The sequence below is a fragment of the Bradyrhizobium sp. P3_C3 genome (genome assembly GCF_056402655.1).
The window spans coordinates 23,036-38,824 of record NZ_JBFUGY010000022.1; the positions used below are offsets into that span (position 1 = coordinate 23,036).

Below are 15,789 nucleotides of genomic sequence, written 5' to 3' on the forward strand. Positions count from 1 at the left end.
ATCGGACCCGCGGTCAACGCGATGTGCAGCTGTCCGCGGCTTCCTCCCTCGAAGAAGGAGTACGCTGATGTTGCGTCAAGCTCTCATCGCTTCGGCAGCCGCAGCTATGCTGCTTGTCGCCTTCACTCCCGATGACGCATCTGCCCGCGGCGGTCGCGGCGGCGCCATGCGCGCAGGAGGTTTCCACGGCGGTGCCGTGCGGGCAGGAGGCTACCGCGGGGGCGCGGTCGCGGCGCGTGGATATCGGGGCGGTGCTGTCGCCGTGCGCGGCGGGCGTTACGGCTATCGGGGCGCTTATGCAGGGTATCGCGGATATCGTTACGGCGTCGGTGCGGCGGCAGTGGGGGCCGCGGCGATCGGCGCAGCTGCGACGGGGGCCTACTACCGCAGCGGCTGCGGCTATGACGCTTACGGAAACTATGTTTGCCCGGGCGGGTACTCTCCGTACTGAGCGGAGCGACGTAGTTGGCCCATGGTGCTCGAAGCGCTGGCGAAATCGTTTGCTTTGCGCACCATGGTCCTTTCGACAGTGGCGCAGCAGCGCTGCGACAGGTCATGGCCCGACAAGTCATGGCCCGCTGAAATTCTCCCACGGGGGAGAAGGGAAAGATGCAGCGGTCGACCGGGCTTTCATTTCGCTCGCAGCACAGCCGCGCAATGCCGAGCGATCGTCAGCTCCTCATTCGTCGGAATGACGAACACATTGACGGTGCTGCCACTGCTGCTGATCCGCTCGCGTGCCGCGTCATTCACACCCGCGTCAATATGCACGCCGAGCCACCCGAGCCGCTCACCAATCGCGGTGCGGATTTCCTTCGCATGCTCGCCGATGCCGCCGGTGAAGACCAGACAGTCCAGCCCGCCCAGCGTGGTCGCCATCACCGCGACCTGCTGCGCCGCACGGAAGGTGAAGAGCTCGACCGCCTGCCGCGCCGCAGCCTCACGGCTCGCCAGCAGCGTGCGCATGTCGGCAGAGATGCCGGAGACGCCGAGCAGGCCTGACTCGTGATAGAGCAGGTGCTGGACATCCTCGACCGACATCCTCTCGTGCTGATGCAGATAGAGCAGCACGCCGGGATCGATGGTGCCGCTCCGGGTGCCCATCACGAGGCCATCGAGCGGCGTCAGCCCCATCGTGGTGTCGACGCTGCGGCCATCGCGCAACGCGCACAGGCTGGCGCCATTGCCGAGATGCGCGATGACGGTGCGCTTGGCAACGAACTGCGGCGCGATTTTCGCGAGGCGCCCCGCGACATATTCGAACGAGAGGCCGTGAAAGCCGTAGCGCCGGATACCGCGCTCTTCATAGCGCCGCGGGATGGCGAAGCGGCTCGCGGGTGGCGCCATGCTGTGATGAAAGGCGGTGTCGAAACATGCGATCTGTGCCAGGTCGGGCTTTATTGCCCTGATGGTGCGGACTGGTTCAAGGCACCGCGGCTGGTGCAGCGGCGCCAGTGGCGTCAGTGCGTCCAGCTTTGCGTAGACGTCGTCAGTCAGCTCAACCGGGCCCGAATAATCCGGCCCGCCATGAACGATGCGGTGACCGACGGCGCGCAGGCGGTGGTCGGCAAAACGCTCCTCGATGAAGCCGAGCACCTCCGCGAACAGATGACCGCTGTCCGCATCGGATGCTTCCCTCTGCGTCTCGAACAGGTCTCCGCCCGCAGGGCTTTTCACCACGAGCCGCGGCTTCGCCTCATGCTCGTCGAGCAGGCCCTTGCACAGCAGGGCAGGCTCGTCCGCCGCGATGTCGAACAGGCCGAACTTGATGCTCGACGAGCCCGAGTTGAGGACCAGGATCGACGCCGTCATGACGTCAACCCGTCTTGCCCGGCCAGACCCAGTCGCGGATTTCAGGCATGTCCTCGCCGTGTTCGCGCACATAGTGCGAATGTTCGATCAGCTTGTCGCGGAACTGCTGTTGCACCTGCGCGGCCCTGGTTGCCAGACCCGGCACGCGCGCGATCGCCTCGATCGCGAGGTGATAGCGGTCGAGCCCGTTGAGCACGACCATGTCGAATGGCGTCGTCGTGGTGCCTTCCTCGGCGAAGCCGCGCACATGCATTCCGGCATGGTTGGTGCGGTTATAGGTGAGACGGTGGATCAGGTAGGGATAACCGTGATAGGCGAAGATCACGGGCTTGTCTGATGTGAACAGGCTGTCGAAGTCACGGTCGGACAGGCCGTGCGGGTGCTGGTCCTTCGGCTGCAGCGTCATGAGGTCGACGACGTTGACGACGCGGATCTTCAGGTCGGGCAGCGCCTTGCGCAGCAGATCGACGGCGGCGAGCGTCTCCAGTGTCGGCACGTCGCCGGCGCAGGCCATCACGACGTCGGGCTCGCCATCCGCATCCTCCGTGCCAGCCCAGGTCCAGATGCCGATGCCGGCATCGCAATGCGTGGCGGCGTCCTGCATCGATAGCCATTGTGGGGCTGGCTGCTTGCCGGCGACAATGACGTTGATGCGGTCATAAGTGCGCAGGCAGTGATCGGCGATCCACAACAGCGTGTTGGCATCAGGCGGAAAGTAGATGCGGACGATGTCGGCCTTCTTGTTGGCGACGAGATCGACGAAGCCGGGATCCTGATGGCTGAAGCCGTTATGGTCCTGCCGCCAGACATGCGAGGTCAGGAGATAGTTGAGCGAGGCGATCGGTCGCCGCCAGGGCAGATGTCGCGTCACCTTCAGCCATTTGGCGTGCTGGTTGAACATGGAATCGACGATGTGGATGAAGGCCTCGTAGCAGGAGAACAAGCCGTGCCGTCCGGTGAGCAGATAGCCCTCGAGCCAGCCCTGGCAGAGATGTTCGCTCAAAACCTCCATCACGCGGCCGTCCTGTGCGAGATGCACGTCGTAAGGCTCCGTCGGCTCCATCCAGACCCGTTCCGTCGCCTCGAACACGGCGTCGAGCCGGTTTGACGCGGTCTCGTCCGGGCCCATGATGCGGAAGTTGCGCGTCTCGGCGTTGAGGCGGATGACGTCGCGCAAAAATTTGCCGAGCTCACGCGTCGCTTCGCCCGTCACACCGCCCGGCTGCGGCACCTCCACGGCAAAACTGCGGAAGTCCGGCAGCTTCAGCTCCTTCTTCAGCAGGCCGCCATTGGCGTGCGGATTGGCGCCCATGCGCCTGTTACCTTCGGGCGCCAGCGCCTGAAGCTCGGGAACAAGCGCGCCGCTGCCGTCGAACAGCTTTTCGGGCTCGTAGCTGCGCATCCAGTCTTCGAGGATTTTCAGATGTGCCGGGTTCTCGCGACAGCTCGCAACGGGAACCTGATGCGCGCGCCAAAAGCCCTCGACCTTCTTGCCGTCGACCTCCTTCGGGCCGGTCCAGCCCTTCGGGCTGCGCAGCACGATCATCGGCCAACGCGGCCGCTCGACGCTTTGACAGCCGTCGCGGGCATGCTGCTGGATCGAGCGGATGCTGCCGAGCGCGACGTCGAGCGCGTCCGCCATGGCCTGGTGCATCAATTCAGGATCGTCGCCCTCGACGAACAGCGGCTCGTGGCCGAACCCGCGGAACAGGTCGCGGATCTCCGCGTCGCGCATCCGTCCGAGCACGGTCGGGTTCGCGATCTTGTAGCCGTTGAGATGCAGGATCGGCAGCACAGCGCCGTCATGCGCGGGATTGAGGAACTTGTTCGAGTGCCACGACGCCGCGAGCGGGCCGGTTTCGGCCTCGCCATCGCCGACGACGCAGGCGACGACCAGGTCGGGATTGTCGAATGCGGCGCCATAGGCGTGCACCAGCGCGTAGCCGAGCTCGCCGCCTTCGTGGATCGAGCCCGGCGTTTCCGGCGCCGCGTGGCTCGGAATGCCGCCGGGGAAGGAGAACTGCCTGAAAAGTTTTCGCAATCCGTCCGCATCGCGCGCGACGTCAGGATAGATCTCGCTGTAGCTGCCCTCGAGATAGGTGTTGGCCACCATGCCTGGGCCGCCATGGCCGGGACCGCAGATATAGAGCACGCTGACATCGAGCGCGCGGATGACGCGGTTCAGATGGGCGTAGATGAAGTTCAAACCGGGCGTCGTGCCCCAATGGCCGAGCAAGCGCGGCTTGATGTGTTCCGGCCGCAACGGCTCGCGCAGCAGCGGATTGTCGAGCAGATAGATTTGCCCGACAGAGAGGTAGTTCGCGGCGCGCCAATAGCGATCGAGCAGATCGAGGTCGCTGCTCCCTGAGGCCGATTGTCGTTGATTTGTCATGTTCCTGCTGACTTTCACCCAGCGATCGTCACCAACTTTGTTCCGGTGCGATTGATCCCTGTCCGGCATCGAACAGGATCGCCGCGACGGGTGTGTTGCGTGAGGTCAAAGGACCGCGCCCGAAATTTGGGCGGCTACTGTGCATGGGGTTGTTTTTCAGTTTTTTGTTTGTGTTCTTGATTTGTTCCTTTGGCGTGCTATCTTGGCTTCATGAGTCCAGCATCCTCTCATGCTCTCAAGCACCCGCCGGTCACGGCGCCCTCCGAGCCGGCGGGTGCGGACTCTGATTTTCCCGAACTGGCGGTCGCAATCGACAAGCAGCGCAGGCGAGGGCGGGGCGCCCAGTCCAATGCCAGTGGCCGCTTCGAGGCCGAGGCCCGCGTCGCCTTCGACGATGGCTGGCAGAGCCTGGAGGAGCTGCCGCCGTTCAAGACCAGCGTTGGCGTCGACGCCTCGCGCAAGGTGATCACCCGCAACGAATCCCCCGATATCGGCTTCGACCGCTCGATCAATCCCTATCGCGGCTGCGAACACGGCTGTGTCTATTGCTTCGCGCGGCCGACGCACGCCTATCTCGGCCTGTCGCCGGGGCTCGACTTCGAGTCAAAGCTGTTTGCCAAGCCAGATGCGCCTTCGCTGCTCGAGAAGGAGCTGGCCGCGACCGGCTACGAGCCGCGGATGATCGCGATCGGCACCAACACCGATCCGTATCAGCCGATCGAGCGCGAGCGCAAAATCATGCGTGGTATTCTCGAAGTGCTGGAGCGCGCCGGCCATCCGGTCGGCATCGTCACCAAGTCGGCGCTGGTGGTGCGCGACATCGACATTCTCGCGCGGATGGCCAAGCGCAACCTCGCCAAGGTCGCGATCTCGGTCACCTCGCTCGATCCAAAGCTCGCGCGCACCATGGAGCCGCGCGCGGCGACGCCGCCGAAGCGGCTGGAGGCGCTGAAGCAGCTCTCGGAGGCCGGCATTCCCACCACCGTGATGGTTGCGCCCGTGATCCCCGCGCTGAACGATTCCGAGATCGAGCGCATTCTCGATGCCGCCGCCCATGCCGGCGTCAAGGAAGCCTCCTATGTGCTGTTGCGGCTGCCGCTGGAGGTTCGCGATCTCTTCCGCGAATGGCTGATGGCCAATTATCCGGACCGCTACCGCCACGTCTTCACCCTGATCCGCGACATGCGCGGCGGCCGCGATTACGACGCGAAATGGGGCGAGCGGATGAAGGGCACCGGACCGATGGCCTGGACCATCGGCCGCCGCTTCGAGATCGCCTGCGACAGGCTTGGGCTGAACAAGCGGCGCTCCAAGCTGACGACGGATCACTTTGCGAGGCCGGAGCGGAACGGCGATCAGCTCAGCCTGTTCTGATCGGGAAACGGAAGAGGCGTAGCATGAGCCAGGAACTTACCGCGCCGGTGCCGCGGCTCACCGTCATCACACTGGGTGTGAGCGACATTCGTGCCAGCATCGCCTTCTATGACGCGCTCGGCTTCGCGCGTCGGCTGAAGGCGACCGGCGAGGCGGTTGCGTTCTACGATACCGGTGGTCCGGTACTGGCCCTGTTTCACTGGGACAAACTCGCGGCCGACGCCAAGTTACCGGACAATCCGAGGCCAGCGACCTTCCGCGGCATGACGCTCGCCTGGAACTGCGCCACGCGCGACGAGGTCGATGCGGTTCTGGTCTTCGCCGTTGGCAAGGGCGCGGCGCTGCTGAAAGCGGCGCATGAGACCGACTACGGCGGTTATTCCGGCTATTTCGCCGACCCCGACGGCCATCCCTGGGAGGTCGTGGTCGCGCCGGGCATCGAGGTCGGAGAGGACCGGCGGGTGCATCTGGCGGAGTAGGCGGCTGGTCTGAATAACGGGAATTGTCCGGGGTTCCCGGTTGCGCCGGCCGGGCCGCTTGCGCACGATCCCGGCCATGATTCGGGACAAGTCCACCAGGAAGCCGGCCAAAGACGCGCCAGAGAAGGGCGCGCCGAAGAAGGATGCCTCCAAGAAGGCAGCGCCTGTGAAGGCGGCCAAGGGGGCGGCCGTTAAGGCCCCGGCCGGTAGGCAGGGCGCCATCATCGCCGTCGCATCGCCGACCTTCCGCCGCGAGCGCGCGCTGATCAAGCGCGGCATCTGGCCGGTTGCCGGCTGCGACGAGGCCGGCCGCGGGCCGCTGGCTGGTCCCGTAGTAGCAGCCGCCGTGATTCTGGATCCCGACCGCATTCCCCGCGGCATCGACGATTCCAAGCGCCTGACGGCCGAGGAGCGGGAAAGGCTGTTCGACAAGATCTGCGCCACCGCGCAGGTCTCGGTCGCCGTCGCCTCGCGCTCCCGGATCGACCGCGACAACATCCTGCGTGCCTCGCTGTGGGCGCTGAAGCGCGCCGTGGTGGCGCTGCCCGACGCGCCGCGTCATGTGTTTGTCGACGGCCGCGATCGGCTCGACACCGCCTGCGACTGCGAGGCCGTGATCGGCGGCGACGGCATCGTCCTGTCCATCGCCGCAGCCTCGATCATCGCCAAGGTGACGCGAGACCGGCTGATGTGCGCGCTGGCGCAGGACTGCCCCGGCTATGGCTTCGAGCAGCACAAGGGCTACGCCGTCCCGGATCACCTCGACGCGCTCGACCGCCTCGGTCCCACCGTCCACCACCGCAGCTTCTTCGCCCCCGTCGCCGCGGCGCGTGCCAAGCACATGCCTTGGACCGTCGAGCCGGTACGGGACCTGTTCGCGGTGACCGAGATGGAAGTGCAGGTGGAAGCAAGCGTTGAAATTGATGCGTCAGCGGGCCTGTAGGGCAGACGGTCGTTGCCACAACGCGCAGCGCCCTTTATCAAAACAGATGTGAGCGAATAGGGCCGGCTGGACGGGTTGGCTGCATCTTTCGGACGTTGCATGCGGTTTACCTCCCTGGTCATCGAGCTCATTCGCGCCCGGCCGCGGCTGATCGTGTGGATCGCCGTGCTGCTCCAGGCCGCGATGTGGCTGTTCGTGGCGCTGGTGTTCTATCGCAGCCCGCCCGGCACGCTCGCGACCCTGCTCGCGTTCGGCCGCGAATACCAGGTCGGCACCGATCTCGGGCCGCCCTTGCCGGTCTGGCTCGCCGACATCGCCTATCGCGCCGCGGGCGGCCACGTGTTCGGCGTCTATGTCCTCGCCCAGCTCTGCGAGGTCGCGACCTTCATCGCGCTCTATCATCTCTCCCGCGCCGTGGTCGGCTCACAGCAGGCGGTGCTCGCCGTGCTGCTGACCATGACGGTGCTGGCCTTTTCCTCGCCGGCGCTCGACTTTGGCCCGCTGGTGCTGGCACGGCCGCTCTGGGCGCTGCTTCTCTTGCATTCCTGGCAGATCATCGGCCAGCGCCGTGGCAATGCCTGGTTCGCCTGGTCGATCGAAGCGGGCCTCCTGCTGCTGACGACGCCCGCGGCGATCTTCCTTCTCCTCCTGCTCTTCGTCTTCGCGATCTCGACCGCCGGCGGACGCCGGACGCTACGCGCGCTCGATCCGCTGTTCGCGCTGATCGTCGTCGCCGTGCTGGCGCTGCCCTATGCGGTCTGGCTGATGCGCGCCGAGACACTTGTCATGCCGACCCTGCCCGAGGTCGCCGCGCTGAACGCCCGCGCGCTGCACGCGGCGTGGCTGCTCGGCGGGCTCGCGCTTGGCGCGGCGGCGATCCCGGCGCTGACCTTTCTCAATAGCGGCCTGTTCGTCGCCAAGGGCGAGGAAGCGCCGATCATCTACCGGCCGCCGGTCGAGCCGCTCGCGCACAACTTCGTCTATTTCTTCGCGCTGGCGCCTGCGCTCGGCGCGGTCCTGATCTCCGGCCTGCTCGGGCTCGATGCCGTCGTCGGCGGCGCCGGCGTCGTGCTGGTCATGTCGGGGCTTGCCGTGGTCGTGACGGCCGGCGACCTCATCGCGATGCGCCGCGCGCGCGTGCTGCGGACGGTGTGGGCTGCCGCCGTCGTGGCGCCCGCAGCCGGCGTCGTGCTCGCCGTGCTGTTTCTGCCCTTGACCGGCGCCAACGAGATTGCGACCTCGATGCCGGCGCGCGCGATCTCGGATTTCTTCGACGAGAGCTTTGCCCGCCGCACCAATCATCGCCTGCGCGCGGTCGCCGGCGAGACCCAGCTTGCGAGCCTGATCACGCTGCATTCCGGCCGGCCGCATCTCTTCATCGATGCCCAGCCCGCGCGCACGCCGTGGATCAATCAGGCCAAGTTCAGCGAGACCGGCGGCGTCGTGGTCTGGCGCGCCTCCGACACCGCCGGCACCCCGCCACCCGAAATCCTCGCGCGCTTTCCCGGCATCGTTCCGGAAGTGCCGCGCGCGTTCGAATGGCTGGTGACCGGCCGCCAGCAGCTGCTGCGCATCGGCTGGGCCATCGTGCGGCCGAAGGGGACGTAGCGACAAACGCTGAAATCGTAGGGTGGGCAAAGGCGCAACGCGCCGTGCCCACCGTCAAGTCTATCCGTCGTCGACCTAGAGATGGTGGGCACGCTTCGCTTTGCCCACCATACGACAGCTCGCTATCACGCCAGCACCTTCGCGATCGCGCGCAGATCCTGCCAGGCCAGCCGCTTGTACGACGGTGAGCGCAAGAGATAGGCCGGGTGGAATGTCGGCAGCGCGCGGATGGTGCGCCCACCCGTCTCGTAGTCGAACCAGCGGCCGCGGGTGCGCATGATGYCCTCGCGCGTCGACAGCAGCGTCTGCGTTGAGGGATTGCCGAGCGTCACCAGCACGTCGGGATTCACCAGCTCGATCTGGCGCTGGATGAACGGCAGGCAGATCTGCGTTTCCTGCGGCGTCGGCGTGCGGTTGCCGGGCGGCCGCCAGGGAATCACGTTGGCGATGTAGGCGGTGGTGCGGTTGAGCCCGATCGCGCCGATCATGAGGTCGAGCAGCTTGCCGCTGCGCCCGACGAAGGGCAGCCCCTCGATGTCCTCGTCGCGCCCCGGCGCCTCGCCGACGAACATGATGCGCGCCTGCGGATTGCCGTCGGCGAACACCAGCCGCGTCGCGGTATGCTTCAGCGCGCAGCCTTCAAAATTCTGCATCAGTTCGCGCAGTGCCTCGAGCGTCGGCGCGGTACGCGCGGCCTCGCGCGCGGAGGCGATCGCAATGTCCGGCGCAGGTGCGGCCTCGCCGCGCATCACCGCTGGCGCGGCAACAGGCCGTGGTGCCTCGACCGGAGGTGCGGCGCGTGGGGCCGGCGGCGGAGCATCCAATTCCGCCAGGCGGTCGACAGGTTCCTCCGCGAGCGCGCAATCGACCCCGGCCTCCAGATAGAAGGCGAGAAGCTCTCGGACGGTGGGTGCGGGTTCGGGGATCATTTGGAAAGTCAGACTTTTACTATATCAGTTTGGGGTGCCTTGCATCCCAGTGGAACGCATTTCCGTGGTTGTCCTACCCGGAAAAATCGGAAACAAGGGGGCGCAAATGACGAGGAACCGTCTCAAGGGCTGAGATCAGATGAGCACCGAAGAACTTCCCCCGCGCGAATCCATGGAATTCGACGTCGTCATCGTCGGCGCCGGCCCGTCTGGCCTGGCGGCTGCGATCCGGCTGAAGCAGCTCAATGCCGATCTCAACGTCGTCGTGGTGGAGAAGGGCTCCGAGGTCGGTGCGCACATTCTCTCCGGCGCCGTGATCGATCCGGCCGGGCTCGACAAGCTGATCCCGGACTGGCGCGAGGATTCCGACTGTCCGCTGAAGACGCAGGTGAAGGACGACCGCTTCTACTGGATGACTGGTGGCGGCGCGATCAAGCTGCCGAACTTCATCATGCCGCCGTTGATGGACAATCATCACTGCTATATCGGCTCGCTCGGCAATGTCTGCCGCTGGCTGGCGCGCAAGGCCGAGGCGCTCGGCGTCGAGATCTATCCAGGCTTTGCCGCAGCCGAGGTGCTCTATGACGAGCAGGGCGCGGTGAAGGGCATCGCCACCGGCGACATGGGCATCGGCCGCGATGGCAAGCCGAAGGACTCCTTTACCCGTGGCATGGAATTGCTCGGCAAGTACACTCTGTTCGCCGAAGGCGCGCGCGGCAGCCTGACCAAGCAGCTGATCGCGAAGTTCGCGCTGGACTCCAAGAGCGAGCCGGCGAAGTTCGGCATCGGCCTCAAGGAAGTCTGGCAGATCGATCCCGCCAAGCACCAGAAGGGCATGATCCAGCATTCGTTCGGCTGGCCGCTCGACCTGAAGACCGGCGGCGGCTCGTTCCTCTATCATTACGACGACAATCTCGTCGCCGTCGGCTTCGTCGTGCATCTCAACTACGACGATCCGTATCTGTCGCCGTTCGACGAGTTCCAGCGCTTCAAGACCCATCCCTCGATCCGCGGTACCTTCGAAGGCGCCAAGCGGCTCGCCTATGGCGCGCGCGCCATCACCGAAGGCGGCTATCAGTCGGTGCCGAAGCTGAGCTTCCCCGGCGGCGCGCTGGTCGGCTGTGCGGCCGGCTTCGTCAACGTGCCCCGCATCAAGGGCGTGCACAATGCGATGGGCACCGGCATGCTCGCCGCAGAGCATGTCGCGGCGGCGCTCGCTGCCGATCGCGCCAATGACGAGATCGTCGACTACGAGAACGCCTGGCGGTCCTCGGCGGTCGGCAAGGATCTGTTCCTGGTCCGCAACGTCAAGCCGCTATGGTCGAAGTTCGGCACCGTGCTCGGCGTCGCGCTCGGCGGCTTCGACATGTGGTGCAACACGCTGTTCGGTGGCTCGCTGTTCGGCACGCAGTCGCATGCGAAGCCCGATCGCGCCACCCTCGATCCGGCGAAGAGCCACGCGCCGAAGAACTACCCGAAGCCGGACGGCAAGATCTCGTTCGACAAGCTCTCGTCGGTGTTCCTGTCCAACACCAATCATGAGGAGGACCAGCCGGTCCATCTCAAGGTCGCCGACATGAACCTGCAGAAGACCTCGGAGCACGACGTGTTCGCCGGTCCCTCGAATCGCTATTGCCCGGCCGGGGTCTATGAATGGGTCGAGGAAGGCTCGAGCCCGCGCTTCCAGATCAATGCCCAGAACTGCGTCCACTGCAAAACCTGCGACGTGAAGGACCCCAACGGCAACATCACCTGGGTTCCCCCGGAGGGCGGCGGCGGTCCGAACTACGAGGCCATGTAAGCTAGGCCATGTAAGCCGGGATCATTGGACCAAAGCGATCAAGCCGGGGCCAATGTGACGTGCCCCCGGCATTGTGACGCACGTTCGCGTGAGAACCGGCCCGGGGTAGCGGTCCGCGGCCACGATAAGGCCATACTGGCAGCGTCTTGGGGCGTAGTCGGCCGATTTGGGGCGTGCGGAGGGGATCGCATGCCCGAATCCTTGCGGTGAAGCGCCAAAAGCGGCATTGTCGGCCCGACGGTTCCGGGTCCCCATGCCACCGGCCGCGTTTGCATGCGATACGGCCTACTGCTGCAAACCCAGGCACTACAACTCAAGGCGAGCCCCTGATGTTCTCAAATCGTTTCAACCGCTGGACTGTTGCCGCTATCGCCCTCATGGGCACCGCGATTGCGACGGTCCCCGGCGCGGTCCTGGCGCAGACGCCGGACCATCCGTCCGACACAGCGGCGCAATTCCCGACCCGGAACGATCTGAAGTCGCTGACGACCTCCGGCAGCTATCTCGCTGCCCGCCACGCCAGCGTCGAGCGCGATGCGGCCTCGGCCGCCGCCTTCTACCGCTCGGCGCTTCGCACCGATCCCAAAAACAATGAGCTGCTCGATCGCGCCTTCATCTCGTCGGTTGCCGACGGTGACATCGACGAGGCGGTCAAGCTCGCCGAGCGCGTCCTGACCATCGACAAGACCAACCGCGTCGCGCGTCTCGTCGTCGGGGTGCACGATCTCAAGATGAAGAAATATGCGACCGCGCAAACCAACATCAACCAGTCGATCCGCGGTCCGATCACCGATCTCGTGGCCACGCTGCTGTCCGGCTGGGCCGCCTATGGTGCGGGCGATGCCAAGGGCGGCGTCGCCACCATCGACAAGCTCGCCGGTCCGGAATGGTATCCGCTGTTCAAGGACCTCCATGCCGGCATGATCCTCGAGCTCTCCGGCAAGGAGAAGGACGCCGGCATCCGCTTCGAGCGCGCCTACAAGCTCGATGATTCCATGCTGCGCGTCACCGAGGCCTATGCGCGCTGGCTGTCGCGCAACAAGGATTCCGCGGCCGCGACCACCGTCTACCTGGCTTTCGACAAGAAGCTCGCCCGCCATCCGCTGATCGTGGAAGGCCTGCGCGACACCAAGGCCGGCAAGAAGATGCCGCCGCTGGCCGACTCCGCGCAAGCTGGTGCCGCCGAAGCGCTCTACGGCATCGGCGCCACGCTGACCCGCCGCGGCGGCGAGGATCTGGCGCTGGTTTATCTTCAGCTCGCGCTCTATCTCCAGCCGACCCATCCGCTGGCGCTGCTCTCGCTCGCCGATCTCTATGAATCGGTGAAGCGGCCGCAGATGGCGATCAAGGTTTATGAGCGGGTGCCCGCGACCTCGCCGTTGAAGCGCAACGCGCAGATCCAGCTCGCCATCGATCTGGATTCCGCCGACCGCACCGACGAGGCGATCAAGATCCTCAAGGGCGTCACATCGGACGATTCCAAGGATCTCGAAGCCATCATGGCGCTCGGCAATATCGAGCGCGGTCGCAAGAAGTTCGGCGATTGCGGCGCGACCTATTCGCGGGGCGTCGACGTGCTGCCGGCGGGCAACGACAAGGCCAACAGCGTCTGGTACTATTATCGCGGCATCTGCGAGGAGCGCTCCAAGGAGTGGAGCAAGGCCGAAGCCGACATGAAGAAGGCGCTCGAGCTCCAGCCCGACCAGCCACATGTCCTCAACTATCTCGGCTATTCCTGGATCGACCAGGGCGTGAATCTCGACGAAKGCATGAAGATGATCAAGCGCGCCGTCGAGCAGCGTCCCGACGACGGCTACATCGTCGACTCCCTCGGCTGGGCCTATTACCGCATCGGCAATTACGAAGAGGCGGTGAAGAACCTCGAGCGCGCCATCGACCTCAAGCCCGAGGATCCCACCATCAACGATCACCTCGGCGATGCCTATTGGCGCGTCGGCCGTACGCTGGAAGCAAAATTCCAGTGGGCCCATGCCCGCGATCTCAAGCCCGAGCCGGAGGAGCTTCCGAAGATCGAGGCCAAGATCGCCAACGGTATGACCGACGATTCGAACTCTTCGGCCGCGCAGGCGGACAAGAAGAAGGACGACGGCAAGGGCGGCTAAGAGTGCGTTTGGGGGCTGATCGCCAATGTCGGCGTTGATTGAAGAAGGGCGCGCGAAGGTCAATCTGAGCCTTCGCGTCGTCGGCCGTCGTGCCGACGGCTATCATGATCTCGAAAGCGTGGTCGCGTTTGCCGACTGCGCGGACCAGCTGACGCTGGAGCCGGGCGGCGAGCTGAAGCTCGTCACCACCGGGCCGCTGGCCGCGGCCTGCGGCGATACCGCGGACAATCTCGTGGTCAAGGCGGCCAGGCTCCTGGCCGAGGCCGTGCCGAACCTGAAGCTGGGCGCCTTCGCGCTCGACAAGGTGCTTCCCGTCGCGGCCGGCATCGGCGGCGGCTCGGCCGATGCCGCGGCGGCGCTGCGGCTGCTAGCGCGTCTCAACAATCTGTCTCTCGATGATCCGCGCTTGCAGAAAGTCGCGCTCGCGACCGGCGCCGACGTGCCGGTGTGCCTAGTCTCGCGCGCCTGCGACATGACCGGCGTCGGCGAGCAGCTGCTGCCGCTCGCGCTGCCGAGCATGCCCTGCGTGATGGTCAATCCGCGCGTGCCGGTCGCCACCAAGGACGTGTTCCAGGCGCTGGGCCTGCGCAACGGCGAATTGCTGGTGGGCGCCACTTCCGTCCTCGACGCGCCGGCCTGGCCGGACGAGGGCGCCTCCATTGCCGATTGGGTCGACGTTCTCGAAACCGTGGCCAACGATCTCGAAGCCCCTGCACTGCGGATCGAGCCTGTGATCGGCGAGGTGCTGGAAGCCTTGCGTGACTCCGCCGGCGTCAAGCTTGCCCGCATGTCCGGCTCCGGCGCGACGTGCTTTGCGATCTACGGCGCGGCGAACGAGGCACATGCCGCCGCTGAAAAGATCCGGCGCGACCACTCCGGCTGGTGGGTGCATGCGGGGACGTTGAGCTAGGTATTTCCCCGACGACGGTGCCGTAGGGTGGGCAAAGCGAAGCGTGCCCACCAAACTTATTCTCGCAATCTGGCTGCGTGGTGGGCACGGCGCTTGCGCCTTTGCCCACCCTACGGCAGTTGAGCTAGCCGCGGCTCTCTTCGGTGAGCCCGAGAAACCGCCGGATCTCACTCAACACCTCTTGCGGCTTGTCATGCTGCAGCCAGTGCCCCGCGCCGGCGATGGTCTCGACACGCGCCTGCGGGAAATAGCGCTCCAGGCCTGCGGCCCTGGCGCCCGCGAGAAAACTTTCTCCGGCATTCAGCAGCAGCGTCGGACTGGTGATGCGCGACCACAGCGCGACGTGGTCGTCAGGCCAGAGCCGGTGCGGCGCAGAGGCGCGCTGGTAGGGATCGAACTTCCAGCTATAGGTGCCGTCCTCGTTCCGCCGCGAGCCGTGCGTTGCAAGATGCAGCGCGAGGTCGCGGGCGAGGCGCTTGTTGTGAAGCACCATCTGCGCGGCCGCGTCTTCGAGGGTCGAATAGCTGCGCGGCGTGCGGTCGTGCAGCCTGTCGAGCTGGCTGACCCATTTGCTGATGCGCTCATGCGTCGGCGCTTTGGGGGTGTCCGGCAACATGGTGACGCCGTCGAGGACGACGAGCTTCGTGACCAGCTCTGGGAACGACCCCGAAAAGATCAGGCTCACCATGCCGCCCATGGAATGACCGATGAGAGTCACTTGAGGCGCTGCGATGCTGCGAATGAGCTGGGCGAGGTCGTAGACATACTCGGTCAGCGCGTAGCTGCCGCCCTTGGTCCAGTCGGAATCGCCATGACCGCGCAGATCGGGCGCGAGCACGTGAAAATGCGGCTGAAGCGAGCGGGCGATGGCGTCCCAGCTCCGGCAATGATCGCGGCCGCCATGGACCAGGATGGCGACGGGCGCGCCGTCATTGCCCCAATCGGCATAGTGCAGCCGCAGGCCGTGTGACTCGTAAGTGCGACTTTGCGGGGCAAGCATCGGGCGCCGATCCTTCGAAATGCCGGACGAGATAACAGCACGACTGGAGTAGCCTGCTGCCGGCCATTCCACAAGCAAGCCGCAGGTCACGGGCGCTTCGGCGGCGAGCTCGTGCCGGCTAGGCGGCGCATGGCGCGTCGGCGCTGCCGGGTCTTGCGCATCTTCGCGTCGTGGCAGCGCCGCGCGGTGCGCGACAACGACCTTGTCAGGAGGCGATAACGCGACCAGGACATCATCCTCATCGAACTCTCCATCGCAACAACCATGGGTGAGCCGCGCGCGATGGGCCGTTCGAATTCCACGCGTTACATCTTGGTCATTACGGGCCGGAAAGTCCTTCGGGCCGATGGCGACAATGTCGCGCGCACGCCGTCATCGTGAGCGGATCGCCTCATCGAAATCGTTCATCGGTATTAAA

12 protein-coding genes are annotated in these 15,789 nt (G+C 65.6%); 8 read left to right on the plus strand and 4 right to left on the minus strand.

All coding sequences use genetic code 11. The features are described from left to right. Nucleotides 1–67: 67 nt before the first annotated feature. Nucleotides 68–451: a hypothetical protein gene (locus AC1DW2_RS23970; RefSeq protein WP_071916148.1), complete on the plus strand. Its 384-nt coding sequence runs from the start codon at nt 68–70 to the stop codon at nt 449–451. A 179-nt stretch (nt 452–630) separates the two neighbouring features. On the opposite strand, the gene AC1DW2_RS23975 is transcribed toward AC1DW2_RS23970, so the two are convergent. Together AC1DW2_RS23975 and AC1DW2_RS23980 are read right to left on the minus strand one after the other, a co-directional pair. Further along, complete coding sequence (locus AC1DW2_RS23975; RefSeq protein ID WP_477007238.1) at nt 631–1,812, minus strand: acetate/propionate family kinase; 1,182 nt, start codon at nt 1,810–1,812, stop codon at nt 631–633. Between the two features lie 4 nt (nt 1,813–1,816). Beyond that, the gene (locus tag AC1DW2_RS23980) at nt 1,817–4,204 is read right to left on the minus strand and encodes a phosphoketolase family protein (RefSeq protein WP_477007239.1); all 2,388 of its coding nucleotides are present in this window, start codon (nt 4,202–4,204) and stop codon (nt 1,817–1,819) included. Nucleotides 4,205–4,414: 210 nt separating this feature from the next. Between AC1DW2_RS23980 and AC1DW2_RS23985 the strand changes: the two genes are divergently transcribed. The 4 genes from AC1DW2_RS23985 (at nt 4,415) to AC1DW2_RS24000 (ending at nt 8,608) form a co-directional block, all read left to right on the plus strand. Then, the gene (locus AC1DW2_RS23985) at nt 4,415–5,578 is read left to right on the plus strand and encodes a PA0069 family radical SAM protein (protein WP_477007240.1); all 1,164 of its coding nucleotides are present in this window, start codon (nt 4,415–4,417) and stop codon (nt 5,576–5,578) included. Between the two features lie 23 nt (nt 5,579–5,601). Beyond that, a complete protein-coding gene (locus tag AC1DW2_RS23990; RefSeq protein WP_477007241.1) occupies nt 5,602–6,057 on the plus strand; it encodes a VOC family protein in 456 nt (151 codons plus the stop codon). A 76-nt stretch (nt 6,058–6,133) separates the two neighbouring features. Beyond that, nucleotides 6,134–7,000: a ribonuclease HII gene (locus tag AC1DW2_RS23995; protein ID WP_477007242.1), complete on the plus strand. Its 867-nt coding sequence runs from the start codon at nt 6,134–6,136 to the stop codon at nt 6,998–7,000. Between the two features lie 99 nt (nt 7,001–7,099). Continuing rightward, entirely contained in the window at nt 7,100–8,608 is a 1,509-nt protein-coding gene (locus AC1DW2_RS24000; RefSeq protein WP_477007243.1) for a glycosyltransferase family 39 protein, read from the plus strand. Between the two features lie 125 nt (nt 8,609–8,733). Here the strand turns inward: AC1DW2_RS24000 and AC1DW2_RS24005 are convergent, their stop codons facing one another. Beyond that, the gene (locus tag AC1DW2_RS24005) at nt 8,734–9,537 is read right to left on the minus strand and encodes a uracil-DNA glycosylase (protein ID WP_477007244.1); all 804 of its coding nucleotides are present in this window, start codon (nt 9,535–9,537) and stop codon (nt 8,734–8,736) included. 139 nt (nt 9,538–9,676) lie between these two features. Here AC1DW2_RS24005 and AC1DW2_RS24010 point away from each other — a divergent pair, with 139 nt between their 5' ends. From AC1DW2_RS24010 to AC1DW2_RS24020, 3 genes are all read left to right on the plus strand, one after another. After that, the gene (locus AC1DW2_RS24010; protein WP_477007245.1) at nt 9,677–11,338 is read left to right on the plus strand and encodes an electron transfer flavoprotein-ubiquinone oxidoreductase; all 1,662 of its coding nucleotides are present in this window, start codon (nt 9,677–9,679) and stop codon (nt 11,336–11,338) included. Nucleotides 11,339–11,667: 329 nt separating this feature from the next. Then, a complete protein-coding gene (locus AC1DW2_RS24015; RefSeq protein ID WP_477007246.1) occupies nt 11,668–13,461 on the plus strand; it encodes a tetratricopeptide repeat protein in 1,794 nt (597 codons plus the stop codon). Between the two features lie 25 nt (nt 13,462–13,486). Next, entirely contained in the window at nt 13,487–14,371 is an 885-nt protein-coding gene (locus AC1DW2_RS24020; RefSeq protein ID WP_477007247.1) for a 4-(cytidine 5'-diphospho)-2-C-methyl-D-erythritol kinase, read from the plus strand. A 124-nt stretch (nt 14,372–14,495) separates the two neighbouring features. Here the strand turns inward: AC1DW2_RS24020 and AC1DW2_RS24025 are convergent, their stop codons facing one another. Further along, nucleotides 14,496–15,371, minus strand: coding sequence for an alpha/beta fold hydrolase (locus AC1DW2_RS24025; RefSeq protein WP_477007248.1), 876 nt, complete (start codon nt 15,369–15,371; stop codon nt 14,496–14,498). Nucleotides 15,372–15,789: the final 418 nt, after the last annotated feature.

What these genes read in the sequence shown, in the direction of transcription:
- AC1DW2_RS24020 (WP_477007247.1), top strand. Translation starts at nt 13,487, where the DNA reads ATGTCGGCGTTGATTGAAGAAGGGCGCGCGAAGGTCAATCTGAGCCTT.
- AC1DW2_RS23995 (WP_477007242.1), top strand. Translation starts at nt 6,134, where the DNA reads ATGATTCGGGACAAGTCCACCAGGAAGCCGGCCAAAGACGCGCCAGAG.
- AC1DW2_RS23975 (WP_477007238.1), bottom strand. Translation starts at nt 1,812, where the DNA reads ATGACGGCGTCGATCCTGGTCCTCAACTCGGGCTCGTCGAGCATCAAG.
- AC1DW2_RS23970 (WP_071916148.1), top strand. Translation starts at nt 68, where the DNA reads ATGTTGCGTCAAGCTCTCATCGCTTCGGCAGCCGCAGCTATGCTGCTT.
- AC1DW2_RS24000 (WP_477007243.1), top strand. Translation starts at nt 7,100, where the DNA reads ATGCGGTTTACCTCCCTGGTCATCGAGCTCATTCGCGCCCGGCCGCGG.
- AC1DW2_RS23985 (WP_477007240.1), top strand. Translation starts at nt 4,415, where the DNA reads ATGAGTCCAGCATCCTCTCATGCTCTCAAGCACCCGCCGGTCACGGCG.
- AC1DW2_RS24010 (WP_477007245.1), top strand. Translation starts at nt 9,677, where the DNA reads ATGAGCACCGAAGAACTTCCCCCGCGCGAATCCATGGAATTCGACGTC.
- AC1DW2_RS24025 (WP_477007248.1), bottom strand. Translation starts at nt 15,371, where the DNA reads ATGCTTGCCCCGCAAAGTCGCACTTACGAGTCACACGGCCTGCGGCTG.
- AC1DW2_RS23990 (WP_477007241.1), top strand. Translation starts at nt 5,602, where the DNA reads ATGAGCCAGGAACTTACCGCGCCGGTGCCGCGGCTCACCGTCATCACA.
- AC1DW2_RS23980 (WP_477007239.1), bottom strand. Translation starts at nt 4,204, where the DNA reads ATGACAAATCAACGACAATCGGCCTCAGGGAGCAGCGACCTCGATCTG.